12 protein-coding genes and 4 pseudogenes are annotated in these 25929 nt (G+C 76.1%); 7 read left to right on the forward strand and 9 right to left on the reverse strand.

All coding sequences use genetic code 11. The features are described from left to right. Window positions 1–18: 18 nt before the first annotated feature. The 7 genes and pseudogenes from KPL57_RS61295 to KPL57_RS73495 form a co-directional block, all read right to left on the reverse strand. A complete protein-coding gene (locus tag KPL57_RS61295) occupies window positions 19–2691 on the reverse strand; it encodes an AAA family ATPase (RefSeq protein WP_264200000.1) in 2673 nt (890 codons plus the stop codon). After that, window positions 2684–4867, reverse strand: coding sequence for an ATP-binding protein (locus KPL57_RS61300; protein WP_226359005.1), 2184 nt, complete (start codon window positions 4865–4867; stop codon window positions 2684–2686). The genes KPL57_RS61295 and KPL57_RS61300 overlap by 8 nt, the downstream gene beginning before the upstream one ends. An 85-nt stretch (window positions 4868–4952) precedes the next feature. Further along, a complete protein-coding gene (locus KPL57_RS61305; RefSeq protein ID WP_226359006.1) occupies window positions 4953–7790 on the reverse strand; it encodes an AAA family ATPase in 2838 nt (945 codons plus the stop codon). A 97-nt stretch (window positions 7791–7887) separates the two neighbouring features. After that, the gene (locus KPL57_RS71355; protein WP_226359007.1) at window positions 7888–8952 is read right to left on the reverse strand and encodes a LuxR family transcriptional regulator; all 1065 of its coding nucleotides are present in this window, start codon (window positions 8950–8952) and stop codon (window positions 7888–7890) included. After that, window positions 8895–9932, reverse strand: coding sequence for a hypothetical protein (locus KPL57_RS61315; RefSeq protein WP_226359008.1), 1038 nt, complete (start codon window positions 9930–9932; stop codon window positions 8895–8897). Before KPL57_RS61315 ends, KPL57_RS71355 begins: the two co-directional genes overlap by 58 nt. Window positions 9933–10586: 654 nt before the next feature. Continuing rightward, complete coding sequence (locus KPL57_RS71360) at window positions 10587–11063, reverse strand: helix-turn-helix transcriptional regulator (protein ID WP_226359009.1); 477 nt, start codon at window positions 11061–11063, stop codon at window positions 10587–10589. A 111-nt stretch (window positions 11064–11174) separates the two neighbouring features. Next, a pseudogene (locus KPL57_RS73495) lies at window positions 11175–12084 on the reverse strand (IS5 family transposase); the annotation flags it as partial. Window positions 12085–14328: 2244 nt separating this feature from the next. Here KPL57_RS73495 and KPL57_RS61330 point away from each other — a divergent pair. The 7 genes and pseudogenes from KPL57_RS61330 (at window position 14329) to KPL57_RS61360 (ending at window position 24524) form a co-directional block, all read left to right on the forward strand. Further along, a complete protein-coding gene (locus KPL57_RS61330) occupies window positions 14329–14598 on the forward strand; it encodes a hypothetical protein (RefSeq protein WP_139320211.1) in 270 nt (89 codons plus the stop codon). Between the two features lie 257 nt (window positions 14599–14855). Next, window positions 14856–15302, forward strand: a pseudogene (locus KPL57_RS73500) (AAA family ATPase); the annotation flags it as partial. Between the two features lie 1348 nt (window positions 15303–16650). Then, window positions 16651–17541, forward strand: a complete 891-nt coding sequence (locus KPL57_RS61340) for a LuxR family transcriptional regulator (protein WP_226359019.1) — start codon at window positions 16651–16653, stop codon at window positions 17539–17541. Then, entirely contained in the window at window positions 17538–19808 is a 2271-nt protein-coding gene (locus KPL57_RS61345) for an ATP-binding protein (RefSeq protein ID WP_226359020.1), read from the forward strand. The genes KPL57_RS61340 and KPL57_RS61345 overlap by 4 nt, the downstream gene beginning before the upstream one ends. Beyond that, window positions 19795–22488: an AAA family ATPase gene (locus KPL57_RS61350; protein ID WP_226359011.1), complete on the forward strand. Its 2694-nt coding sequence runs from the start codon at window positions 19795–19797 to the stop codon at window positions 22486–22488. The genes KPL57_RS61345 and KPL57_RS61350 overlap by 14 nt, the downstream gene beginning before the upstream one ends. Before the next feature lie 180 nt (window positions 22489–22668). Continuing rightward, a pseudogene (locus tag KPL57_RS61355) lies at window positions 22669–23343 on the forward strand (transposase family protein); the annotation flags it as partial. A 416-nt stretch (window positions 23344–23759) separates the two neighbouring features. Then, entirely contained in the window at window positions 23760–24524 is a 765-nt protein-coding gene (locus tag KPL57_RS61360; protein ID WP_226350834.1) for a transposase family protein, read from the forward strand. A 51-nt stretch (window positions 24525–24575) separates the two neighbouring features. Here KPL57_RS61360 and KPL57_RS61365 read toward each other — a convergent pair whose 3' ends face one another. After that, a complete protein-coding gene (locus KPL57_RS61365; protein ID WP_226359012.1) occupies window positions 24576–24728 on the reverse strand; it encodes a hypothetical protein in 153 nt (50 codons plus the stop codon). A gap of 288 nt (window positions 24729–25016) precedes the next feature. Next, window positions 25017–25813: pseudogene (locus KPL57_RS61370) on the reverse strand (transposase family protein). Between the last annotated feature and the right edge of the window lie 116 nt (window positions 25814–25929).

Below are 25929 nucleotides of genomic sequence, written 5' to 3' on the forward strand. Positions count from 1 at the left end.
GGTAGGCAGCCGCCGGGTTCACCCGCGGGGCCGCAGCTCCGCCCGGCCGCTGATGCCCAGCCGGCGGTAGGCGCTGGTCAGCCGCTTCTCCACGGCGCGGCGGCTGAGGCCGAGGCGCGCGGCGATCTGCTGGTTCCCGTCGCCTGCCGCGGCGAGCTCGACGACGCGCAGCTCGGCGGCGGTGAGCCGGTCAGCCCCTGCGACGCCGGACCCGGCCGTGCCCGCCGGATCCGCGGTCCGTGCGCGGGTGGACGCGGCCGGATCCGGGCGGGTCTGCTCGGCGGGGAGCACCGGCGGGGGCGGCACCGGAGCGACGGGCGAGAGCCCCGTACCCGGTCGGTCGTGCCCGGCGGAATCGTCGGTGCCGGTCCCGAGGACCCGGTCGCGGAGCCGTCGTGCCCGCTGCACGGGCCCGGGAGCGCCCCAGGCCAGCGCCCGGTCCAGCTCCTCGTCCAGCAGGCGGAGAGCCGCGGCCCGGTCGCCGCGACCGGCGAGCAGCTCCGCGGCCCAGCCGCGCCACGGGAACAGAGCGGGGTTGCACCATCCGAGATGGTCCAGGTGCCGTCCGGCGTCCCACACGCATTCCAGGGCGAGCGCGGGGGTGTCCTCGGCGAGCGCGGCCGTGGCCCGGACGAGTCGGCGCCGGATGTGGGCGGCGAGTCCGGCCCGGTCCGGGTCCCGGTCGTCGAGCCGGGCCCCGGCGGACGCGGCGGTGCAGGCCAGGGCGATGGTGAACGCGACCGGCCGGCCGTCCGGGTACGGACGTGCGGCGGCCGGCTGCTCGGACGGCACACCGCAGGCGAGTCGTACCAGCTCGGCCTCGGCCCGGTCGCGGGGATCGGCACCGGGGCGCTCGGCGAGCCAGACGGTCAGTGCTGCTGCCCGACCGGCCGCGACCAGTGCGGTGATCAGCAGCCCGCGGTGTCCGTCCCCCGCGGCCACTCCGGCCGGGGACCGCAGCTCCTGTGGTGAGGCGACCTTCAGGACCCGGGAGGCGACGTGGGCGACCGCCGCGGCGGACCCGGTACCGGCCACCGCCGCACCGTGCAGCACCACCGCGAGCAGCTCCCGGCCGGCGGCGGTGCTCAGGAGCGGATCGGCGGAGGCGAGAGCCTCGTCCAGCATGCCCGCGACGGCGTCGGTCCCACCGGGTTCGTCCTCGTCGAGGCGCAGCGAGCGGGTCAGGATGCGCAGCCGCAGCTCGCGGGCGTCGTCGTCGTCGAGTGCCTGCGCGTCGTGCGCCGCGGGCAACCCGGGCGGGGACGCGGCAGCGAGGTCCCGCACGGCGGCACGCAGCGGCTCGGGGGCGTCACGCAGCAGCGCCGGGTCGAGCACGGCGAGGGCGCGTGCCCGGTCGCGCGGGGAGTCGAGCAACCGTACCGCCTGGCCCACGTGACGGACCGCGGTCGACGACTCCTCGGTGTACTCGGCGGCGGCGAGCTCGACGAGCAGCGCACCCCGGTCCCGGCCGGTCGAGTCGTCGTCGAGCAGGGCACGGCGGAGGTAGCGGACCGCGCGCGACGAGCCCGGGTCGAGGGTGGCCGCCCTGCGGGCGGCGGCCCGCAGGATCTCGATCCCCCACCGCTGCAGGGGCGCGGCGACGGCGAGCAGGTGGGCGGCGATCTCCTCCGAGCCGTGGCCCAGCTCCAGACGGAGCCGGGCGGCGCGCAGGTGCAGGTCCTCCCACCCGTCCGGGTCGGCGGCGACCTCCCCGAGCAGCGGGTGCAGGACCCGCGGCGGATCCCCCACCAGCAGCCCGTCCCCCACGAGCCGGGCGACGGCGGCAGCCCGGTCCACCGGGTCGAGCCCGGACAGCCGGTCGGCCGGCGAGCCCGGTCCGGCACCGTCGAGGACCGCGACGGTCTGCAGGTACGTCCGGGCCGGGTCGGGGAGCAGACGAGCCGCCCGACGCAGCCGCTCGCGCAGTGCGGAGGGCCGGGCGGCACGGACCGCCACGACGGCGTCGTCGTCCGGGCGGAGGCCCCGGACCTCGTCGAGCACGGCGTGCAGGACAGACGGGACCCCGTGGCAGACGTCGCCGACCGCGTCGAGGAAGGCCGAGGTGGCGCCGGGGCCACACCGCTCGCGCACCAGGGCGGTCGTCGCCGGCACGTCCAGCGGGTGCAGGTGGACCGATCCGCAGACGGCGAGGAGAGCACGCAGCAGGGCCCCGTCGTCAGCAGGACCACCGGTCGTGGCCTGCCCGGCCAGTACCGTCCCGACGAGGGCGATCGGCTGCCCGGCGGACCGGTCCGCGAGCCGGGTCAACCAGCGCAGCGACGCCGGATCCGACCACTGCAGGTCGTCGACCAGCACGGCCAGCGGCACCCGGCCGGCCAGCGCCTCGACGAACCGCCACAGCGTCCGGTCGCGGGCCCCGGCTCCGTACTCCACGGCCGGGTCGCGGCCCGGGAGCAGCCCGGTCGGTGGCGCGGCGAGGTGCCAGCCCCGGGCGCCGAGCAACAGCGGGTCGACGAGCTGGTGGGTCACCCCGTGGTCGAAACCGGTCTCGGCCGGTGCCGCCGTGGCACGCAGCACCTGCATCCACCGGGCGGCCGCCGCTGCGGCGGCGTCGTCGAGCACGGTGGTGCGGCCGGAGCCGACACCGCCCCGGACCACGACGGCGCCGCCTCGGCCCTGCACCGCGCCGGCCAGGAGTCGCTCGACCGCGGCGTCCACGGCGTCACGCATCGGAACGGGGAGTGCCGGCGGGGTGGGGCACGGGAGCTCGGTCGGTGTGTCGGCAGGCGGCGGCGACCGGGGCGGGCGTCCCCCAGCGGCGTGCCAGCCGCAGCTCATCGGCCAGGAGCCGGTCGGCGCCGTCGTGGTCGCCGCGCGCCGCCAGGACCCGGGCCGCGCCGGAGCGCCACGGTGCCAGGACCGGATTGACCCGGCCCCGGTCGAGCAGCAGCCGGCCACAGGCGAGGTACTCGGCCAGTGCACCGGGCGGGTCACCGCAGCGGTGCCGGGCGAGCCCGGCGGCGTACCGCAGCAACGCGGACCCGGGCCGGTCGATGTCGGGCTCGGCCGGTCGGGCCAGCACGGCCAGGGCGGTGTCCGGGCTGTCGTCGGCGAGGTTCAGCAGGACGGCGGCCGCCGCGACGAGGGGGGCCCCGTCCGCTTCGGGTGACGACCAGGCGCTGTCGAGGTCGCGCCGAGCGGCGTCGCGCCGGCCCGCGGACAGCTGCATCAGGCTCGACACGGCCCAGACCGCGGCGGGGACCCGGCCGCGGCGGGTCAGGCCGAGCAGCAGGTGCCCGGTCGCGTCGAGGGCCTCCGACCGGTGCCCGGCCGCGGCGAGGGTGGCCGCCGCCAGGACACGCGGGGTCACCGCGACGGCGTCCCCGCCGGTCGCGGCGAGCGCCGCACGGGCGAGCGCGACGGCACGGTCCCGCGCCTGGGCGCGCAGCGTGAGGCTCCACGCGGCCACCCCGTCCGGGACCGCCGTCGCCCCGGACGCCGGGGCCTCCTCGCCGAGCGCGGGCGTGAGGTCGTAGCCGAGCTCGTCGGCCATCCGGGCCGGCACGAGGACGGCGGGCCGGTTGCCCCCGGGGGCCGCCGACCGGCGGACGGCGGCGACCACGTTGCGCACCGCCCGCACCTCACCGCGGCACAGCAGCGTGTCGACCACGACCGGGTCGAGGTCCACGGGCCCACCGGGAAGGACCGGCACGACCGCGCAACGGGCCAGCAGCCGCGCGGCCGTCGCGGGATCGGTGCGCTCGCGGGCGCGGACGAGCTCCTGGAGCAAGTCCGCGCGGGTCCGGGGTGGGACCGGTTCGCCCAGGGCTCGTTCGACGAGCCCGGCCGCCTCCGCCGCACGCCCGGCGGCCCGCCGCCGCCGCGCGACCGCCAGCAGCAGCTCGCCCAGCGGGGGGTGCTGCAGTGTCGGCGCGGAGCGGGCGATGCGGGCGACGGCGTCGTCGGGCAGGCCGCAGCGTATGGCGAGCTCGATCGCCTCGAGGAACAGCGCGCGCCGCTCCGGTGCGCCGATCCGTGCGAGGACCTCCTCGACGACGACCCGGCCGTCCGGCACCAGCCGGGCACCGGTGACCAGGCCGGTGGCGCGCAGCCGGTCCCGGACCCGGCCGGCGGTGCCCGGTCCCGGCCCGCCGAGGCGGGCCGAGACCGGTTCGAGCTCACCCCCGCAGACGGCGAGCGCCAGCAGCGGGGCCGACAGGTCGGCGGGTAGCCTGTCGAGCACCGAGCCGACCTGCTCCCGGCGGGCATCGACGGCCGCGCGGCACAGCGCCTCGGCGGTCGCGGCTCCGCTGCCGAGCCTGGCCAGCGCGGCGTCCAGCACCGCGGGGTTGCCGCCGGTGGCGCGCCGGGCCAGCACGGTGGTGCGCCGGTCGGGGGCGACGCCGGCCGCGACCAGGACCGCGCGGACGCCGCCCAGGGTGAGCGGCGCGGTGCGCACCAGCAGGTCGCCGGGGCCGGCGGGAGGCACGTCCCATCCGGACGGGTCCTGTGCCCCGTCGAGCACGACGAGTCCGGCGATCGGGGCGGAGTGCCTGCGCCGCAGCAGCATCTGCAGCCACACCCGGCTCCGGGGGTCCGCCCGCAGGAGGTCGTCCACCACGACGAGCACCGGGCGCGACGCCGCGGCGGCGAGCACGACCCGGCACCGGTCGTGCAGGACCGCGTCGCTCGGGTGGGCAGCTGCGGACCCGGCCGGCCCGGCGCCCGGCAGGTCGTCGACGAGGTCGGCCACGAGATCGGCGACGAGGTCGGCCGCAGCCCCCGGCTCCCGGCCCGCCGCGGGCGGCAGCGCACGGGCGCGCAGCACCCGCACCCCGCGGTCCACGGCCCGTTCTGCGGTGCGCCGCGCCAGCAGCGAACGGCCGGTGCCGGGGAGGCCGGTCACGACGCAGAGGGGAGCCTCGCCCCGGCGGCACGTTCGACGAAGCCGTCCAGCGCGGCCAGCGCCGCGGAGCGCTCGACCGGTTCCGTCATCCGGTGGCGCTTCCCGACACCGGTGCGATGCCCTCGCCCGCGGTGGCCGCACAGACCAGGGCGGTGAGCGCGGAGCGGTCCGCGACGCCGAGCTTGCGGTAGGCGCCCGTGAGGTGCACCTCGACCGTGCGCAGGGTCACGAACAGGGCCTCGGCGATCTCCCGGTTGCGCAGGCCCTGGGCGGCGAGGCGGACCACACGGTGCTCGGCGGCCGTCAGCGAGTCGAGCGGGGATCCGCGGGGGCGGCGCATCCGCCCACCGGCGGCGACGAGCAGGTCGCGGGCGGTCCCGGCCTCGTGGACCGCGCCGCAGCGCGCAGCGAGCTGGGCGGCGGTGCGCAGCTGGCTCCGGGCGGCCCGTACCCGGCCCTGGCGCAGCAGCTCCGTCCCGAGGCGGCGACGGGCACGAGCCTGATCGAGCCGGGCGGGGCTGCGTTCCAGGGCGTCCACGGCCTCGGCCAGCAGCGGGTGGGCGCGAGCAGGGTCCGCCGCGGCGGCCGCGAGCAGGGCGAGGCCCGCCCCACGCGGGGTGCCCCAGCGGTCCGCGAGCTCCGCGCCGTGCTCGGCGGCAGCGGCGGCCTCCCGATGCCGGCCCAGGTCACCCAGCAGCATCGCGGCCTCCGCCCACCACGGCGCGAACACCGGGTTGGCGATGCCCGCCTCGGCCAGGCTGCGGCCGCAGCGCTCGTAGGTCCGCAGCGCCCCCTCGGTGTCGCCGGCGACGGCGCGCGCCCCGGCCCGGACCATCAGCAGGTCGTGGTACTCCCACGCGAAGTCCTCGGTGCGCGGGCGGGAGATGCCGTCGAGCAGCTCCTCCGCACCGGCCGGGTCGCCCCGGTGGACCCGGACGCTCGCCAGCGCGATCGTGGGGACGACGGCGTTGTCCGACCAGGTCTCCCGGCTGGTGATCTCCAGTGCGGCCAGCGCGTCGAGCTCGGCCTCCAGCAGGTCGCCGGTCGCGAGCCGGTTCGTCGACCGGGTCCCGGTCACCAGGGCGTAGGTCCACGCCGACGCGCGGTCGCGGGCAGCCACCACGAGCCGGTCGAGCACGGCGTCGGACTCCGCCGTCTCGTCGCCGAGGCGCAGGACCAGCGACGACGCCAGCGCCGCCCAGCCACCCAGCCCGCCGTCGTCGCCGAGCAGGACCCGGCGGGCCCCGTCGACGGCGGCGACGGCCGGACCGCCCTGCATCGCCGTGGCGACGGTCATCATGGCCAGCTTCTGGCGTTCGGCAGGCGTGCGGCCCTCCGGGACCGACATGGCGCGCATCCGCGCCATGGTCGGGGCGACCGTCCGCTTCTCGTCGAGCCCCACCACGAGCAGCGCGGCCTCGAGGTGCGTGCGGAGCTCGGCCGCGGCCGGCGTGGTGTCACCGTCGAGCTCGGTGAGGACCCGTTCCAGGAGCTCCACGCCCTCGGGGGCACGCTGAACGGCCAGGGCGGTCATCGCGAAGGCGGCCGCCGCCCGTGCCCGTCCGGCCATGTCGTGCGCGACGTCCAGTGCGTGCTGCAGGTGGTCCAGCGCGCGGTCCGGGTCGCGCTGGCCGATCGTGGCGGCCAGCCGCAGCCGGACCTCGACGTCGTCGGGCCGGGCCCGGACCACCAGGTCGAGGAGGCGGGCCTCGGTGCCGGGTGCGCCGCGCCGGGCGGCGGAGTCGGCGGCCTCGGCGAACACGTCGACCATCCACGGCTCGGGCGGCGCCGGGAGCGGTTCGAGGATGCCGGCGACGAGCTCGGCGGGGCTCCCGGCGTCCGAGAGCACCCGTCCGGCGCGCCGACGCAGCGTGTCGAGCTCCCCCGGGCCCGCGCAGCGACGCAGGACCGCGCCCCGGAGCCGGTCGTGCCGGAACGCCGCCCGCCCCGGCAGGGTCAGCCCGCACGCGGCCAGCGCCGCGAGCGACTCCCGGACCGTGGCGGTCGGGACCCGGGCGACGGCGGCGAGGAGATCCTCCCCGGCCTCGCCGACGACGGCGAGCGCGACCGCCGTGGGCGCCGCGCCACCGAGCCGGACCTGGTGCTCCACCAGGTCGTCCACGACCTCCTCGGAGGCCTCGGTGGGGAGCACGATCTCGCCGCCGCCGTCCGGGACGAGCTGCTCGACGAGCAGCGGGTTGCCGCCGGAGACCCGGACCAGGGTGTCCAGGCGGGACTCCTCGGGCGGCGCACCGGCGCGCAGGGCGGCCAGCCGTCGGACGTCGTCGCGGTCCAGCGGGGCCAGCGTGCGCACCGCGTCGCCGGCCGCCGCGGCGATCCCGGCCAGCCGCTCGCCCGGACCACCGCCGGGGCCGGGCCGCGCGGCCAGGACCACTCCCAGCGGCAGCCCGGACAGACGCCGGAGCAGGAAGCCCAGGAACGCGAGCGACTCGTCGTCGGACCACTGCAGGTCGTCGACGACCAGGAGCAGCGGACCGTCGCCGGTCAGGTCGACGGTCAGCCAGTACAGGGCGTGCAGGGCCCCGTGCAGCTCGGGAACCGCCCCGACCGCACTGCCGCCGTCCGTGCGGTCGGTCCCGGGGTCGGCGAGAGCGGCCCGCGCCCAACGTGCCCCGCCGGGAAGGGTGGCCGCCCTGGCGGCGGCGTCGGGGCCGAGCAGTTCCCGGACCAGGCCGAACCCGGACTCGGCGCGGCCACGCGTCGCCGCGGCGCACAGTACCCGCACCGGGCCGGAGGTCGCCTCGCACAGCTCGGTGAGCAGTGCGGTCTTGCCCAGACCCGGGGCGCCGAGCAGCAGCCGGGCCGCCCCGGAACCGTCGGCCGCGGCGGCGGAGGCGCCGCGGAGCCAGGACGCCTCACGGTCACGGCCGACCAGCGGCGTGGGACCGGGGCGTTCCCTCATCCAGGTGCTCCTGTCTCGCTCAGCGTGACCTCGGGAATGGTAATCGATCTCCGTCACGGCGGCCGTCGAGCGCGGTCGTCGGCTGCGGGGTCGGCCGTCACGGTGCCCGGGGCGGGCGCGCGGGGGTCACCGCACCGCCGAGGGCCTCCCCCAGCTCGTGCCGCCCGCAGATGCCGAGCTTGCGGTAGGCCCGGGTGAGGTGGAGCTCCACGGTCCGTCGGGTCAGGTGCAGCGCGCCCGCGATCTCGGGGTTCGTCATCCCCGAGGCGGCCAGCCGGGCGATCTCGCGCTCGGCGGCGGTGAGACCTCCGTTCCGGCGACCCGTGCCCACGCGATGCTCCTCGCCGGCCGGGAGCAGCGCGTGGGCACGGTCGGCCTGCAGCCGGGCGCCACGTGCCTCGGCGAGCGCCAGTGCCTCGGTGGCGAGACGGGTCGCGTCGGGGTCGCCCGCCCCGAGGCGCTCGGCGAGATCGAGACCGCACCGGATCCACTCCAGGGTTCGTGGCGAGCCGGCCAGCTCGTCGTGGGCCCGCCGGAGCAGTGTCGTGCCGGCCCGGCCGGGGGTCACCAGTCCGGACGTACGCAGTGCGGACCCCAGCGCACCGGAGGCCCGCCAGCGGCGGGCCAGACCCAGCTGCTCGCGGGCCAGCTCGGCGGCGCGCGTGGTGTCGCCCGCGCCGAGGGCGAGCAGCGACAGCCGCTCCCGCCAGTCCAGCGGTGCCGGGTTGAGCGCCCCGGCCGCACGCATCCGCCGCTCGACGTCGTCGAGAAGCCGCAGCGCCTCCTCCGGCCGGCCCGACGCCTCGGCCGCCGCGGCCCGCGCGGTGAGGACCCAGCTGTGCCGCCACGACCAGCGGTCCGGCTCGTCGGGGCCGGGACGCAGCCGTCGGACGGCCTCCTGCGGGCGGCCGGCCTCGATCAGCGCGATGCCCACGACGTACCGGACGGGGCCGACGACGTGGTCCATGTCGTCACCGCGGTCCTCCAGCGCCTGCAACCCGTCGGCCAGGGCGTCGAGCACGTGGCCGGAGCGCAGGCGTTCCAGAGCACGCTCCGCGCGGAGCAGCGCCCGCACGACGGCCCGGTCCCGGCGCCGGGTGCTCCTCAGGACGCGCTCGTCCTCGGCGTGCCGGGACGCATCGCCACCGGTCCGCTCCACCACGCCCAGCGCGGCGACCCGCAGGGGACGCAGGAAGGACTCGTCGGTCTCGCCGAGCGCGGCGGCGAGCCGCCGCTCCGTGGTGGCGGCGGTCGCGCGCAGAGCCCACGCGGAGCAGAGCGCGTGGGCTCCCCGGACCGCCGGGCGCCCGGGCCGGATGCGGTGCGGGCGCGCTCCGTGCCCGCCGACCAGGAGTGGATGCGGCCGATGTTGCGCAGGTCCCCCGCCGCGACGTGCGCTTCCAGGGCCGCCAGCCGCATCCGCAGGTCGGACGGTGGGTCGGCGGCGGGCAACCCGTCCCGGGCCGCGTCGATCCGGCGGAGCAGGGCACCGGTGCCGGCGCCGGCCAGCAGGGGGACGAGACGCAGCGTGGTCCGTGCTCGCTCGACCGGGTCCGCCAGCACCGCCAGCGCGGCGTCCAGGTGGGACAGCGCACGGCGGGGGTCGGCGCTGCGCTCGGCGACGGCGAGGTCGGTGAGCAGGGCGGCGCGGTCGCTCACGGGGACCGGCCCGGCCAGCGCGTGCCCGAGATGCAGCGCCGCCCGGCCCGGCTGTCCGCCGGCGAGCAGCGCCGTCCCGGACGTCCGGAGGACCGCGACCGCCGCGGCGTCGGACGGCGGTCCCGCACCGAGCAGCTGGTCGGCGACGGTCTCCGGGGCGGCACCGCCGGCGTCGAGGATCCGCGCGGCCCGCGCGCGGGTGGACCGCAGGGTCGCGGGGTCGGTGGTAGCGAGGACGACGGCGGCGGCCTGCGGGAGCAGGAACCGGACGCCGTCGGCCTCCAGGACCCCGAACGCGGCCGACCGGGCCGATGCCGCCTCCCGGGCGATGTCGTCCAGCTCGGCCAGCGCCGCGACGGTGTCCCGGCCGGCCCCGGTCCCGAGCACGGCGACGGCGCGCACCAGCGCGGTCGCCTCGGGGCCGAGGCGCCGCAGCACGGCAGGCAGCCGGGCGGCGGTGACCCGCTCGGCCGCCGCGCGCACGAGAGCGGGCTGCGCGGCGCTGCCGGTCCGGTCCGCGCCGTCGGCGGCGAGCTCGGCGCCCAGCGCGGCCAGCCATCCGGGCAGTCCCGCGGTCGCCGCGCGTGCGGCCTCGACCGCGTCGACCGGCCAGTCCGCGGCCAGTCCAGCACCGTCCGCGTCGACGCCGACCGCAGTGGCAGCAGCGGCAGCAACCGGGCACCGGCAGCGGTCAGGAGCGCGTCGATCGCCGGCCGCGCCGCCGGGGGCGCCGGGCCGAGGCAGGCCGCCACGTCGTCGGCGGTCACCGCCCCGGGCGTGCTGCGGCCCGAGCCCGTGCCGCGCAGCGCGGCGACGATCAGGACCGGCGCCGGGCCCGCCGACCCCCGTGCCAGTCCGGCCGCACGCAGGCCGACCTCCGCAGCGGCGTCGTCGAGGTCGTCGACGAGGACGACGAGCGGTCCGCCGGGGAGGGGGCCGGGCCCGCCGAGACGCCGTACGGGCAGCCCGCGGGCCGCCGCGAGCCCGGCGGTCACCTCGAGCAGCGTCGTGCGCCCGGACCCGGCCGGCCCGGCGACGACCACCGTCCGTGGATGCCCGGCGGCGACGGCGTCGACCGCGGTCCGGACCGCGGTGAGCTCGGCGTCACGATCCAGCAGTCGTCCGGGGTCCGGACCGTCAGCGGTGGAGATCGGACCCCTCCTCCCACATCCGGCCCAGTGCCGGCCGACCGGCCACACCGAGCTTGCGGTAGATCCGCGTGAGGTGCTTCTCGACGCCCCGGACGCTGGTCCCGAGCGCCGTGGCGATCTCGGGATTCGTACGCCCGCCCGCGGCCAGCTCCGCCGTCCGGTACTCCCTCGGGGTGAGACCGTGCCGGCGGTCCGCCGGTCGTCCGGCCAGCCGTGACGGACCACAGGCGTCCTCGGGGGGCACCGGCACCGGCCCGGCCGTCCGGCGGCGCAACGCCAGGGCGGCCCGTCGGCCCTCCGCGCGGTCCGAGCTCTGCCGAAGCACCTCGACGGCCTCCCGCAGCAACGCGACGGCGGCGGTGCCGGACTCCAGCTCCCCGGCCGTCCTCAGGGCACGGCCCAGCCGGGCAGGTGCCCCCCACGCCCTGGCGAGCGCGAGCTCACGTGCGCTGAGCTCACGCACGCCCCCGACGTCACCGACCCTGCGCCGGAGCTCGATCGCCCAGCTCCGCCACGGCTGGGGCGCGTCGACCCAGCCGATCCGGTCGAACTCGCGTCCGGCCTCCAGACTCAGAGCGTGTTTGGAAATTCTAGTGGGTTGAGGGTGTCGTGTGTTTCTGCTGGCGGGTGGCGGGGTATCCACGGGCGATGCGGCGGGTGATGGTGTTGATCGCGGCCCAGCGGATCATGGCTTCGGATGTGGTGGGGTGGCGTTCGTAGTCTCGGGCCAGGCGTCGGTGTGCGGTGAGCCAGGCCAGGGTCCGTTCGACCACCCACCTTCGTGGGAGGACGGTGAATCCGCGCTGCTCGGGTGGCTTGCGGATGATCTCGATCGTTGTCTGCAGGATCGTGGCGGCCCAGTCGAGCAGTCGCCCGGCGAAGCCGGCGTCGGCGTAGACGAACCGCACCCTGGTGCGCAGGTAGAGGTTGAGCAGGATCGGCTTGGCGCCGTCGCGGTCCTGTACCGAGGCCGAGCACACCATCGTGGTCAGCAGCAGACCGAGGGTGTCGGTCACGATGAACCGTTTCCGTCCGCCTGTCTTCTTCCCGGCGTCGTAGCCGCGGGAGTCCTGGCCGACGGTGTCGGCGCCCTTGACCGACTGGGAATCGATGATCCCCGCACTCGGCTCCGGATCACGGCCCTCGGCGATACGTAACTGCCCCCGCACGACCGGGAGGATCTTCTCGGTGACCTTCTGCTGTTCCCACTGGTTGAAGTACCAGTAGACGGTCTGCCAGGGCGGGAAGTCCACCGGCAACGCCCGCCAGGCACACCCGGTCCGCACGACATACAAGATCGCGTCCAGCACGTCCCGACGAGCATGAGCAACAGGCCGCCCCCGCCGCGCGAGCGGCGGTAACAACGGCTCGATCACCACCCACTGGGCATCACTGGTGTCCGAGGGGTACCGGCGCGGTCGTTCCTGCATGCCGACCACGATGGAGCACCCCAGCCGTGTCGACCATCCCGACACACCCACCATTTCCAAACACGCTCTCAGGCGCAGTGCGTCCGCCGGGAGACCGTCGGCCACCGCGACCTGGGCCCGCAGCATGGCCGTCCCGGCGACGACGTCGTCGGGCACCTCGGGCAGCGCATCGGTGTCCGCGACGACCCGACGGGCCAGGTCCGGGTCGTGCACCGCGGTGAACAGCGGGACGAGCAAGGTCGCGGCAAGTGCGGTCCCGGGGGCACGGGCGACGAGCTCCCGGTAGGCCGTCCGGCTCAGTTCCCCGCCCTCGTCCGGCCGGTTGCCGCACACCAGCACCGCGGCGTACTCGGCCTGCAGCACGGCGGCGGTGACCGGGGCGATGCCCGGGGTCGCCGACGCGGTCGTGAGTACGGCCGGGAGCCCGGAGGTGGCCTCGGACATGCACAGGCAGGGGATCACGGCGGCGGTCGGGGTGTGCACGTGCGCGCTCGCGGTGGGGTCGGCGTCGAGGATCCGCCGGGCGAGCTCGGCGACCTGCGCCGCCGGGAGTGCCCCGGCCACCGCGGCGGAGTGGACCAGGACCGCCGTCCGCTCCCGTTCACCGGCCGTGCCGAGGGGCGGCTCCCCGCCGCGGGTGAGCTCGCGCAGACGCGCGACGTTGCGGGCCACCCCGGCCGCCCCGAGACCGTCGAGCTGGTGGACCCGGGCCTGCAGTCGCAGCCCGAGGTCGCGCAGGTCGTCGTCGGGGTCCTCGACCCCTGCGACCTCGGCCGCGGTGCGGCGCAGCAGGGCGACCGACGGAGCGGGGTCGAGATGCAGTCCCAGCGCACCGGCGTCGCACAGCGCCGCGGCGCGCTCGCGCAGTCCCTGCAGCAACGGGACCGCCTGAACCGCACGGAGCCGGGCCCGTCCGGGGTGCAGGCCGCGCTCCACGACGGCGAGCCGCGCGAGCACCTCCGCCCGGCGCGCGGCGGTCGGATGGGCGAGGAGCGCGCGCTGCAGGTGCCGGGCCGCGATGTCCGGCGCGTCCTGCCGGAGCGACCGCTCGGCCGCGTCGCACAGGACCGCGACCATGTCGTCGGGCAGGGTTCCCGCGACGTCGTGCAGCACGTCGGCGGCCGCCGACGGCTCGCCCGACTCGGCGAGCAGCGCGGCCGCGTCGAGACGCAGGCGGCGGCGCTCCTGCGGATCCAGGACCGCCAGGGCCGCGGGGCCGACCAGCGGGTGCCGCAGCCGCGGGGCGGCGCCGTCGACCAGCAGTCCGGCGGCCACCGCGTCACGACGGGCTGCGGCGAGGTCCGCCCCGGCCGCGGGGACCAGCGCGGCGCACCGTTGCGGGGTGGCGTGCTCCCCCAGGACCGCCACCGTCGCGAGCAGCTCCCCGACGTCCCGGGAGGACCGGCGCAGCGCATCGTCGAGCCGCAGCCGCAGACGGGGCGAACCGGCTCGTCGCACCTGCGCGGGGTCGGGCGGGTCCGGGAGGTCCAGCAGCCCGGCCAGCAGCAGCGGGTTCCCCCCGGTGACCTCCCGGCCCGCGGCGAGCACACCGTCGCCGACCTCCCGGCCCCAGCGGGCGCGCACGACCGCGTCCACCCGGACGGGTTCCAGTGGCTCGAGGACGTGCACCACCTCTGCCCGTGCCGCCAGTGGGTCGGGCAGGCCCGACGCACCGTTCCCGAGGACCCCGAGGAGCACGACGACCGGAAGCCGTGCGCCGGGGTCGACGAGATCGGCCAACCAGCCCGCCGACAGGTCGTCGCAGTGCTCGGCGTCGTCGACGACGAGCACTCCCGGCCGGCCGGTCAGCAGGTCGGCGAGCTCCGCCTCCGGTCGCCCGGTCGGGCCCGCGACACCGGTTCCCGCGCCCCGGGGACCGAGCAGGCTCCGCACGACCGCGCCGGGGACCTCCCGGTCGACGGGGTGGCACCGCGTGGTCAGGGTGACCGCCCCACGCCCACCGGCACGCACGGTGCAGTCCCCCAACGCGGCGGTCCGCCCGCTCCCGACCGGGCCGGCGACCACCAGCAGGCTGCCGCGGCCGTCGTCGGTGCGGGGGCCGAGGAGCCGGTCGACCGCGGTGTCGAACAGGGCGAGCAACGCGCGGTCGGCGGGGGTGAAGACCGCGCCGGGCCCGGACCCGAGGTCGGTCATCGCGTCTCCCCCGTTCGTCGGCCGTGCCGACGCCCAGCCTCCTCCATCCCGTCGTCCTCGGCACGCGGCCGACGGGCACCCGCGGCGCCCTCGTCCTCGGAACCGGCGTGACATCCATGGCGGCCGTCGGCCAGGGTGGGCGGCGTGACCGTCCGACCCGTGCCCGGTGTCGACGCCCGCGTGTTGGACAACGGCTGGATGGAGCTGCACCACCCCGGTGGCGGTGCGCTGCTGTGCAACCTCGAGGAGACCGCGATGTGGCTCTGCCTGGCCGAGAACGGATGGCACGTCGGCGACGCCGCGATCCGCCTGGCCGACGCGTGGGGCTGCCAGCCGTGGAACGTGCGCGACCGGATGAACGACTGGCTGGACGGCCTCCTGGCCGCCGGCCTCGTGACGCACACACCGAAGTGACCTAGACCACACACCGAACCACACCTCCCTCACGAGCCGCCGGGCGGTCCACAATGTTAAGCGCTTACGGGGCCAGGTCGTTGACGCCCTCGTTTCGATCTTCGTACCGTCATACGTGAGCTCGCGGCCGAGTTTCCCCACGTCGAGGGGGGTGCCCGGCGAGGCGTCCCCCCACCGACCGCACCCGGGACGCCCCGGCGCAGGCCGCCGACGGCACGGAGTCGACCGGGCGGTACCGGGAGAGGAGGGCGGTGACGGTGCGGGAAGGACCGCCGGCCCACCTGTCCTGGCGGGCCACGGAATGGGCCTGGCTCACCGCGGCACCCGCGACCGTCGCCGCCGGCAGGCCGATCGCCCGGCTGCTGACCGGCGCACCCGGGACCGGCAAGACGGTCCTGCTCGACGCCCTGCGCCGGCACCACGACCACGACGTCCGGCTGCTGCACGCCACCGGCCGACTGGACCCCGAACCCACCCCGTTCGGAACGGTGGGACACCTACTGGGTCCGGCCGCGCGTCACACCGACGAGGTCACGACGGTCTTCGACGACCTCGGACCTGCCGCGACACCGGACGAGCTCCACCGCCGGCTGCGCGCCCTCCACCGGTTCACCACGAACCTCGTCGCGCGCGGCCCCCTCCTGCTGATCGTCGACGACGTCCAGTGCTGCGATGCCGGGTCGCTGGCCTTCCTGGGGTTCCTCCTGCGCCGGATGCACGGCCTCCCGATCGGACTCGTCCTCGCGGCGCGCACCGACGTCGACGGGGTCCTCCCCGAACGGCTCTGGCCCCTGCGTGCCCCGTCGACCGAGACGCTGGCCCTGCGCCCCGCGGAGCGGGCCGGGACCGCGACACCGCTCCCCCCGCCTCCGGTGGCGGAGCCGCCGGGGGGCTCCCGCCGCCGGACAGACGAGACGGTCGACTGGCACCTGCGTTTCGGAGGTCCGTGCGTCGGACGCCTCACGGCGGCGCTCGCGGTCGCGGGGCCGTCCACCATCGGGACGCTCGCCGCCGTCGCGGGGGTCGGCCCCGGCCCGACCGCCGGCGCCGTGCGTGCCCTCGCCCGGACCGGAGTGCTCACCCCCGACGGCACGGACCTCGGCGACGACCACCTGCGTACAGCCGTCCTGGACCGGATCCCCGACCACGAGCTGGGACGGCTCCGGCGGCGCGCCGCACGCGTGCTGAACGACGCGGGCGCGCCGGCCGAGCGCATCGCGGAGCTGCTGCTGCAGCTGCCCGACCCCGCCGCGCGCTGGATGCTGACCGTGCTCCAGGAGGCCGCCGACCGCGCGGCCGACCGGTCCGCGTTCGCCGACCTCGCGCGGTATCTCGCCCCGGTGGTGGACGCGCGGCCGGCCGACGTCGCCCTGCGGTCGCGCCTGGCCTCCGCGCTCGCCGTGTCCGACCCGACCGGCGCGGTCGAGCACCTGCGCGTCGCGCACGCGTCGGCGGTGGACCCGGCCCGTCGGATGCAGGTCGCCGTGCAGCTCGCGATGGCCTCGCTGCCGGCCCGGGGCCCCGGGGACGCGGCCGCGGTCCTCCGGTCGGCGCTGGAGGAGCTCGACCACCGCGACACCGTGGACGACGAGCCGCAGGTCCTGCCACGACCAGCGGACCTGCGCACCTCGGCCGAGGCGGTGCTGCTCGTCGTCGGCCTGGACCGGCGGCGGACGGTCGCCCGCACGATCGAGCGGGCGTACCGGACCGACGTCCCCGAGGGCGACACCGAAGCCGGCCGGCACAAGCTCGCGATGCTCGCGACCGCCCTGCTCCTCGCGGGACGCGATCCCGCGCGGACCGTCGAGCTGGCTCGTCGGGCGGCACCCCGCGAGCACACCGAGCTCGCCGGCTGGACGGCGCTGGCCTGTGCGCGGGTCCTGCGCCTGGCCGACCGCTGCGAGGAGTCCGTCGCCCTGCTGGAGGGCGTGCTGCGGCGCCCCGGGCACGAGGTCTCGTCCTGGACGCGGACCCTGGCCACGAGCGGGCTGGCCGAGGCCCGTCTCGCCACGGGGGGAGCTGACCGCGGCGGAGGCCGCTGCGTGCGAGGCGATGGAGACCGCCCGCCGGGCGGGTCGGGACTGCGGCACCGGAACCCCGTCGATCGTCCTGGCGGGGGTGCACCTGCGTCGGGGCGCGGTCGACCGGGCGACGGAGGTCCTGGCCGCACGGCAGCACCGGTGGGACGAGGACCTCACCTGGGAGCACCACGACCTGCTGCTCGCCCGGGGCGACGTCGCGGCGGCCCGCGGCCGGCACACCAGGGCACTGGCGCTGTACCGGCGGTGCGGCGCCGCCCTCGACGAGGACGGCATCGCCAACGCCGTGTTCGCGCCCTGGTGGGCGCGTGCCGCCCTGCTCCTCGCCGATCTCGGGAGACCCGACGACGCGGCCCCGGTCGTCGAGCACGGCGCGGCGCTGGCCGCGCGGTGGGGCACCCCCAGGGCCCGCGGGCTCGCGCTCACCGCCCGCGGTGCGACGATCCCCGGTCCGGACGGCCTGGATCTGCTGGCCGAGGCGGTGGCGGTGCTCGACGACTCACCCGCCCGGTCGGAGCTGGTGGAGGCCCGTCTCCGATGGGGTACCGGCCTGCTCGCCTCGGGGCACGTGATCGAGGCACGCCGTCAGCTGCGCGAGGCCGCGACCCTCGCCGCCCGCTGCGGGGCGACGCGGGAGGCCTCCCGGGCGCGGGCGGCCCTGCACCGCGCGGGCGGCCGGATGCGGCGGCCGACGGGTTCTCCGCTGGACCCCCTCACCTCCGCCGAGCGGCGGGTGGTGCGCCTGGCCGCCGGGGGTGCCCGCAACCGGGAGATCGCCCGGGCGCTGTTCGTCACGGGCCGCACCGTCGAGGTGCACCTGACGAGCGCGTTCCGGAAGCTCGACGTCACCGACCGCACCGGGCTCGCACCGTTGGTCGCCGCCGACCGTGGCGGCGCGGCGTGACCGCGGGTCCGGACCGGCGCAGGGCGCACGCCGCGCTCCTGGAGACGGTGCGCCGGGTCGCGGGCGGCACTCCGACCTTCACCGTCGTCCTGGGCGAGCCCGGTACGGGGCGGTCCACGTTGCTGCGGTGGGCAGCGGACAGGGCCGGGGAACGCGGTGTGCGCGTACTGGCCGCGCGCGCCGTCGAGGGCCGCCACGACCGTCCGCTGTCGACGACGTCCCGCCTGATCGCGGCGTGCGGGCCCCGCCCCGGCGAGCCGCTCCCGTCCACCGCGCCGGGCCGGGTCGACCATGCGGCGCTGCACCGGTACTGCCGCACGGTCCTGGAGTCCGCGCGTCGACGGCCGCTGCTCCTCGTGGTCGACGACCTGCAGTGGGCCGACCCCCTGAGCCAGGAGTGGCTGCAGATGCTGCTCCGACGACGGCACCACGCCTCGTTCGGGGTCCTCGTGTCCGACACCGGCACCCACGGGGGCTCGTCGTGGGCGCTGGCGCCGGGTCTGCCGGAGGACACGGTCGTCCGGACCGCCCGGCTGACCCTCGCCGAGGTCCGCGACACGGTCACCGACCGGCTGGGCCACGTCCCGGACCGCGCCACCGCCGTCCGGCTGCGGCGCGCGACCGGCGGCGTGCCGGCCGTCCTGTCGACGGTTCTCGACCGCTGGGACGGCGACGGGGACCCGGCCCGGCTGGCCCGCGTCGTCGACAGGGCCCGGCAGGACCACGCGAACGCGGTCGTCGACGGCCTCCCCGACGACCTGCGCGACACGCTGACCGGCATCGCGGTGTGCGGTCGTCCGCTCGCGGCGCTGGCCGGGCGCATCGGACCGGCCACCGGACACGGCGGAGACCTCGGTCCCCGGCTCGCCGCGACCGGGCTCCTGGCCGGGACCCACCCGGCGGTGCTGGACCCGGTCGCCGCGGACGTCGTGCTGAGCCGCGTGCCCCTCGCCGAGCGACGCGCCCTCTTCACGCGGGCGGCACGTGCGGCCCGCCGGGCCGCGCTGCCCGAGTCCGACATCGCCCGGGTGCTGCTGGCGGCGCCGGTCCAGGGCGAGCCCTGGGTCGCCGGTCTGCTGCACCGGGGCGCCCGCGAGCTGCTCGCCGCCGGCAGACACGCCGAGGCGGCGGCCGTTGCCGAACGCGCGTTCGACGAGAACGTGCCCGCGGCTCTGCGCGGCCCGCTGACGACGACGCTCGCCGCGGCGCGCGCACACCACGACCCGGCTGCCGCGCGTCGGCTGCTCTCCCGGCTCGCCGCCTCGGGCCCGGACCCGGAGCCGCACGACGACCCGGCGCCGGACCTCGGGGACGACCCCCGTCCCCGCACCACCCGCTCCGCGATCGACCTGCTGCTGGCCGAGGGCGACACCGGGGCCGCGCGCCGAGCACTCGCCGGCGCGGCCGCACCCTGCCGACCGTCCGCCACCCAGGTCCGACAGCTCGGCTTCGACGGTGCGGGAGACGACCACGGCCCGCCACCCGAGGGCGCCGGCGGCGCCGGGGCGTACTCGCTGCTGCTGCTGGGACGGGACCGCCGACGGGCGCTCGCGCTCGCCCGGGAGGCCGCGGCCGTCGTCGGGGACCCGGACGCGGACCGTCCGATCGTCCCCCGGGTGACGGCCGCGATGACCCTGCAGGCCTCCGGCCACCACGACGAGGCGCGCGCCGGCATGCGCCGCCTCGTCCTGGATCTGGCCGGGGCCGGGCGCGTGCCCACGCTGGTGCTGGGCGTCTCGGCCCTGATCGAGCTGCGCGCCGGGGCCTGGGAGGGTGCGCGCCGCGACCTGCGTGCCGCCCGGCGCGGCCCCGCCGCCGTCCGGAAGCCGGGCTGCGATCCGCTGCTCGACGCGGTCGAGGCGCTGCTGCACGTCGTCGACGGTGACCTGGCCACGGCGACCTCGGTCGCCCTCGCCGGGAGCACCTCGGACACCGACCGTGCGGGGGTCGCGTTGCTCACCTACGTCCGGGGGATCGTGCACATGCTCTCCGGCTCCCCCCAGGACGCGGTCGACGAGCTGATGGCGTGCGGTCGCCTGCTCCTCGACCGGGGCCGGGTCAACCCCGCGATCGCACCGTGGCGCTCGACGGCCGCCCGCCTGCTGGCCGGGCTCGGCTCCCACGCCACCGCCCGCAGGCTGGCACTCGACGAGCACCGGCTGGCACTCCGGTGGGGGGCTCCCGCGCCGATCGCACTGGTCACCGCGACACTGCGCGAGCTGCCCCCCGTGGGATCGACACCGGAGGTGTCGCGTGCACGGTCGTGAGCGCGAGCTCGAACGGCTCGGGTCGCTCCTGGCCGGAGCACGGGACGGGCTCGGCGGGACCGCCGTGGTGAGCGGGGGGATCGGCTCCGGCCGGACGACCGTGCTCGGGGCCGTCGCGGCGAGGGCCGGGAGCACCGGGATGCAGGTGCTGCGGGCGTGTGCCGCCCCGGCCGAGCGCGAGTTCGCCCGCAGAGTGGTGCACCAGCTGGTCGATCCGTTGCTGCCGGGGGGCCGTACCGAGGGCGACCTCCCGGTCGGTGCCGAGGACGCCGCCCTGGCCGACCCCGTCGGACTCCTGGACCGCACGACGGCACCCGGCAGTCCCCTGGTGGTGCTGGTCGACGATCTCCAGTGGGCCGACGACCCGTCCCTGGACTGGCTCGTCGAGCTCGCCCTGTCCTCCCACGAGCGACCCGTCGCCCTCGTGTGCTCGGTGCTCGCCGGGGACCGGGGAGCCGACCGCCGATCGGTCCGCAGACTGCTGGCGACCGCTCGTGACATCCGGCTCCACCCCTTGTCGGACCGGGCCACCACCGCCGTGGTCGAGGAGTGGATCGGGGCCGGGTCGGCGCCGGGGACAGCGGGCATGTTCCACGCGGCCAGCCTCGGCAACCCGATGGTGCTCACCCAGCTGCTGTCCGAGGCCGCGGCGTCCGGGGACGACACCGCAGCGCGGACGCCGGTCGGCGCACTCCGCCCCCCGGCCCTGCTGGAGCGGTTCGCCCGGGCCGTGCGCGACCTGGACGACGAGGCCCTCCGCTACCTGCGCTCCGTGGTCGTGCTCGACGAGGATGGCGACGCGGGGACGATCCGCCGGCTGTCCGGTCTCGATGCGGCGGCGGCCAGGACGGCGCGGGCCCGCCTGGTCGACGCCGGGCTGCTGCTCGACCGCGACCCGCCCGGCCCGAGCCATCCGGCGGTCGCCGACGTCGCCCTCGGCCCCACCGACCGGTGCACCGTGCACGCCGAGGCGGCCCGCCTCCTGCACGAGGTCGGACGGCCCCCGGCGGAGGTGGCCGGACATCTGCTGGCCTGCACGACGCCGTTGGAGCGGTGGGCGGTGCACACCCTGCGGACGGCCGCGTCACTGTGCCTCGCCGAGGACCCGGTCGGCGGGGGCCGGACCGCCGCCGACCACCTGCGGCGGGTACTGCTCGACGGGGACCTGTCCCCCGCCGAGCGGGGATCGGTCCTGGCCGACCTGGCCGCTGCCGAGTCCGGGTACGCCCCGACGATCGCCACCCGGCACGTCGCCCAGGCCCTTCCCCTCCTCGACGGGCCGCGCGCCAGGGCCCGGGCCATCGCCGCCCTCCCGGTGGGAGCCGTCGTCACCGCGCCCGCCGAGGTCCGCGACGCGGTCCGGCAGGCCGACGCCGACCCGGCCACCGCCGGCGACCGGCCGCTCGCCCTGCGCATCCGGACCCGTCGGCACCGGCTCGACGAGCAGACGCCCGAGGGACTGGAGGCCGGCTGTGACAGGCTGCAGGAGGTGCTCGCCGATCCGGACGCGGAGCTGTCCACCTCGGCGGGGCAGGAGCTGATCACCGTCCTGTTGCACGGTGCCGCGCTCTCCGGTCGGGTGCCGGCCGCCTCCGTGGCGGGGCTCGGGGCGCGGCTGCTGCGGATCGTCCCGGCCCACGAGCTGGATCCGACCGGCGCGCTGCCCGAGCTCCTGGGACTCGCACTGGTGGCGGCGGACCGGGCGGGGTCGCTGGCGCACCGGCTCGCCGTGCAGCAGGGAGCGGCGGCGGGCGCCGGCCGTTCCGCGGATCTGCACGCCCTGCTCGCACTCGCGCGTGGCCGCGAGGTCCGTCTCGCCCCCCGCGATCCGGACGCGCCGGTCACCCCGCTCGCGGTGGCCCTGACGGCCACCGCCGTGGTGAAGGAGATCCGGATCCGGGGCACCGACACCGACACCGACCTCGCACGTCCGCGACTGCCCGAGCGCGCGATGCACCGGCTGCGCCGCAGCGGTGCGGCGTCGGCCGCCGGGGACCTCCCACTGGCGCTGGAGTGCCTGCTCGACGCCGGTCGTCACCTGGACCACCTGGGCTGGCGCAATCCGGCGGTGTTCCCGTGGCGTGGGCGGGCCGCCCTGCTGGCCGCCCGGCTGGGCGAGGTCGGCACCGCCCGCGACCTCGCCGAGACCGAGCTCTCGCTCGCCACGAGCTGGGGGGCACCGGCCGCACTCGGCCGTGCGCTGCGGGTCCGTGCCGAGCTCGCCGAGGGGCCGGAGCGCCTGCGCCTGCTGCGCTCGGCGTCGGCGGTACTCGCGGACTCCGAGGACGGCGCCGAGATCGACCGGGTCACGGTGGCGCTCGAACACTGTCCCGATGCCGTCCCCCGGCCCGGGGCTGCCGGCGGGGGGTCGGTCCCGCCCCGACCCGTCCCCCGCCCGGTGCTCGCCCCGCGTCCCGCGGCAGGCGCACCGGCAGCGTCGGCCGAGGCGCCGCTCGGCGCCGCCGTCGCGGCTCGTGCCGGCTCGTCACGGTCCACGGGGACCGGGGCCGGCCGGCTCACCGCGGGCGAGCAGGAGGCCGTGGCCCTGGTCCGCGCCGGGGCCTCCAACCAGCAGATCGCGCAGCAGCTGAGGGTCAGCCGGCGCGCCGTCGAGAAGCGCCTCACCAGCGCCTACCGCAAGCTCGGAATCGGTGGCCGCGGCGACCTCGGCCCGGGCTGAACGCCGGCGAGCCGCTGTCACCCGGCAGGAGTCGGATACTGGTGATATCCGCACATGACGTCCCCGACACTGAGCCTTTTTCAACCTGACGTTTGTGCTGGTCAGGGGCGTGAAGGCCGGCCGGGGTGGGGCTCCTGGTAGACGGATGGGTGTCGAACCGTCGTCTGCCAGGAGCCCCGTGTGCTGTCCTACCCATCCGGGATGAACGTGTCCAGCCGTAGCGTCCGTGATCTTGCTGATCTTCTCCGGGGGCATCGGCGTCAGCGTGGAACACGCTGGCGCCGGCTCTCAGCCGGTCGGCAGGCCTTGCTGGTGCTCGCCTACCTGCGTAAGGGCGAGACCTACGCTGCCCTGGCCTGCGGGTTCGCGGTGAGCACCGCGACGGTGTACCGGTACCTGACCGAGGCGATCGGTCTGCTCGCCGCGCTCGCCCCGACCCTGGAACAGGCCATCACCGTCGCCGCTGGGAAGGCGTTCGTGATCCTGGACGGCACGCTGCTGCGTATCGACCGGGTCGGCATGACATCCGGCTACGACCGGGCGTTCTACTCCGGCAAACACAAGTGCCACGGCCTGAACGTGCAGGTCATCGCCGACCCCGTCGGCAGGCTGGTGTGGATCTCCCCACCGCTACCCGGAGCCCGGCACGACATGGGTGCCGCCCGCGCCCACGGGATCATCGACGCGGTCAACACCGCCGGGGTGCGGGCGATCGCTGACACCGCCTACCAAGGCGGCGGGCCCGCGATCACCGTCCCCCACCGACGCCGCCGCCGCGACCTCGACACCGGCCGGTACCGGCCCCTGTCAGCGAATCAGAAAGCGGTCAACGCCGCCCACGCCCGACGACGGGCACCCGGTGAACCAGGGCCCCGGCAAAGTCGTTAGATGATCTTGTGGCGAGCCGTGACAAGCGGCGCAGCTGCGCCGCCGCTCGGCGCTATAGCTGGTCCCGGGCAGGTGCAGCGCGGCAATCAGAAGGCCGCGTGGGGCGACTACCGCCGCCTATCGCGACTTTGCCGGGGCCCTGCCCGGTGAACGGGTCAACGCCGAGCTGAAGAACTGGAAGATCCTCCGCAAGATCCGCTCCAGCCCCAACCAGGCCACCCAGCTCGTCGCCGCGGTCCAGACCCTCATGATCACAGCTACCTGGAGGCTTATTCAGGGCCCGTGAAATAACGATCTAGCCCGGCGTGTCGGGTTGGGCGACAGCCCGTCCATCGCGAAGATTGGTTTGTCGAATCAATCCGAGATGAATGGGCTGTCGCAGTATGTACTATACCACTGGCTTTCGGCGTGATGAGATTCAGGATCTTGCCGCTCTGGTGCATGAGCAGGATCAGCGGAACGCGACTGGCCTGCGACGGCCTTGGCCGCCGATTCTGGGATTGTTCTGGTCGGTGGTGATCACGTTGGCGTATCTGCGCGGGAATCGTGTGCAGTGGGAGTTGGCGGAAACCTACGGGGTGTCGCAGTCGACGGTCAGTCGAGCGATCGCGGGGGTGACACCGTTGCTGGCGCAGGCGCTGCGGAGTGTAGTTCCGACTGCGGAGGAGCTTCGTGCCGATCGGCAGTACATCATCGACGGAACCCTGCTGCCCTGCTGGTCATGGACCGCCGTACCAGGTCTGTGGTCGGGCAAGCATCGCACCACCGGCGTCGTCGTCCAGGTCGCAGCCACCCTGGAAGGGCAGCTGTCGTGGATCTCCGACCCGACCCCAGGCTCCCGACACGACCTACATTGCCTCGACCAATCCGGCGCCCTCGACCACCTCGCCACATACCCACCGATCGGCGATAAAGGCTACATCGGGCGCGGCATGCTCACCCCGTTCAAAAAACAACCCGGCCGGGAACTTCTCGACTGGCAGAAAACATTCAACAAGAGCCTCAACCGCACACGCGCCACCATCGAGCGAGTCATCGCCCATATCAAGTCGTGGAAAGTTCTCCACACAGACTACCGCCGACCCTACGCCACATTTAAAACGACGATCTCGGCAGTCATCGGACTCATCTTCTACGCACTTACCTGACGGAGCCTGAATAAGCCTCCTGACCAGCACAAACGTCAGGTTGAAAAAGGCTCACTGGTCGTCATGAACAGCGGTCGCGCCGTAGATGACATTCTGATGTACGTCGCGTCCGAACTCGATGACGAATTGCCGCGCCATGTCGCGTGAGACACGGAATCGACGGATCGGCCCCGCCCCCGGAATGACGGTCAGCGTGCTGAGCAACGGGTGGATGGAAATCCGGCTCGCCGGAAGTCCGAGCGGGTTACGCGGCGCCGAGGATCTCAGCGTCAACGGGTAACCCGGCAACAACACAGGCCAGTCATCCGGTGCCGGGAGGCTTATTCAGGGACGCTCAACAGACTGCTGCGTTGAGACGCTGACCTGGGGAAGCGCCTCGCTCCATGATCACCCTGAATAAGCCTCCGGGATAAAACAACTCCCACTCCCAAGCGACGGCGACACCGCAGAGTTCGCCGCACTGAGCCTTTTTCAACCTGACGTTTGTGCTGGTCAGGTAGCTGTGATCATGAGGGTCTGGACCGCGGCGACGAGCTGGGTGGCCTGGTTGGGGCTGGAGCGGATCTTGCGGAGGATCTTCCAGTTCTTCAGCTCGGCGTTGACCCGTTCACCGGGTGCCCGTCGTCGGGCGTGGGCGGCGTTGACCGCTTTCTGATTCGCTGACAGGGGCCGGTACCGGCCGGTGTCGAGGTCGCGGCGGCGGCGTCGGTGGGGGACGGTGATCGCGGGCCCGCCGCCTTGGTAGGCGGTGTCAGCGATCGCCCGCACCCCGGCGGTGTTGACCGCGTCGATGATCCCGTGGGCGCGGGCGGCACCCATGTCGTGCCGGGCTCCGGTAGCGGTGGGGAGATCCACACCAGCCTGCCGACGGGGTCGGCGATGACCTGCACGTTCAGGCCGTGGCACTTGTGTTTGCCGGAGTAGAACGCCCGGTCGTAGCCGGATGTCATGCCGACCCGGTCGATACGCAGCAGCGTGCCGTCCAGGATCACGAACGCCTTCCCAGCGGCGACGGTGATGGCCTGTTCCAGGGTCGGGGCGAGCGCGGCGAGCAGACCGATCGCCTCGGTCAGGTACCGGTACACCGTCGCGGTGCTCACCGCGAACCCGCAGGCCAGGGCAGCGTAGGTCTCGCCCTTACGCAGGTAGGCGAGCACCAGCAAGGCCTGCCGACCGGCTGAGAGCCGGCGCCAGCGTGTTCCACGCTGACGCCGATGCCCCCGGAGAAGATCAGCAAGATCACGGACGCTACGGCTGGACACGTTCATCCCGGATGGGTAGGACAGCACACGGGGCTCCTGGCAGACGACGGTTCGACACCCATCCGTCTACCAGGAGCCCCACCCCGGCCGGCCTTCACGCCCCTGACCAGCACAAACGTCAGGTTGAAAAAGGCTCACTACAC

The sequence above is a fragment of the Pseudonocardia sp. ICBG601 genome, assembly GCF_020496245.1.

What these genes read in the sequence shown, in the direction of transcription:
- KPL57_RS61295 (WP_264200000.1), bottom strand. Translation starts at nt 2,691, where the DNA reads ATGCGTGACGCCGTGGACGCCGCGGTCGAGCGACTCCTGGCCGGCGCG.
- KPL57_RS61305 (WP_226359006.1), bottom strand. Translation starts at nt 7,790, where the DNA reads ATGAGGGAACGCCCCGGTCCCACGCCGCTGGTCGGCCGTGACCGTGAG.
- KPL57_RS61340 (WP_226359019.1), top strand. Translation starts at nt 16,651, where the DNA reads ATGGAGACCGCCCGCCGGGCGGGTCGGGACTGCGGCACCGGAACCCCG.
- KPL57_RS61360 (WP_226350834.1), top strand. Translation starts at nt 23,760, where the DNA reads ATGTACTATACCACTGGCTTTCGGCGTGATGAGATTCAGGATCTTGCC.